The following is a 756-nucleotide window of genomic DNA, read 5'->3' as shown; positions in this document are numbered from 1 at the left end:
GATAAGAGAACTGGTAGAAAAAGAAAGTTATCAGATTCAGAGCAGCAAAATTTCCAAGAGACTGTTCACGAACCGCCCGAAAAAGCTGGGATCGACGCGCCGGCGTGGACGCCGGCGCTCGCTCAAGACTATCTCGAAGAAACGTACGGTGTCACATATTCAATCCCGAGCTGTCGGCGGTTGCTGAAAGAAGCGGGATTGAGTTATCAGAAACCGCGCCGGAAAGCCGCCGAAGCCGATGAAGACGAGCAAGAGGAGTTCCACGACACTCTCAAAAAAAGCGGCGGGAGATGGACGCCACCGTAGTCTGTATCGACCAGACCAAGAAATCCATGCAAGTCGAGCCGCGTGCCGCGTGGTTTCCGCGCGGCACGCGACCCTCCGTCGAACTGTCTGGCCAACGCGACTGGACGTGTCTGCTGGGCGCGATCACCGAGGACGGTGATCGCTTTTTCTCCCGATTCACCGAGTACGTCACCGCCGATCACGCGAAACATTTCATTTTGGCATTATGCAAAGAATTCGAGGACGACTTGATTGTTGTTCTAGATGGCGCACCATATTTCCAGGCGTCGGCCGTCACGGACCTGGCGGCCCGTGACGACCTCGCTTTCGTAACGTTACCGTCGTATTCGCCGGAACTGAATCCTGTCGAGGAGTGCTGGAGACAGCTTCAAGCGTTTCTTAGCAACCGCTTCTTTGACTCACTCGACGAGCTGACGACAGCGATCGATACAGCTCTCGACCAACTTTCAA

1 pseudogene is annotated in these 756 nt (G+C 54.9%); it reads left to right on the top strand.

Annotated elements, in window-relative coordinates:
- Positions 1-756: pseudogene (locus tag KZ498_RS24645) on the top strand (IS630 family transposase); the annotation flags it as partial.

It is taken from the genome of Haloarcula sp. 1CSR25-25 (genome assembly GCF_032027985.1).
GTDB lineage: Archaea > Halobacteriota > Halobacteria > Halobacteriales > Haloarculaceae > Haloarcula.
Note: the sequence above shows the minus strand (reverse complement) of the source record. Positions and strands in the feature narration are given on the sequence as shown.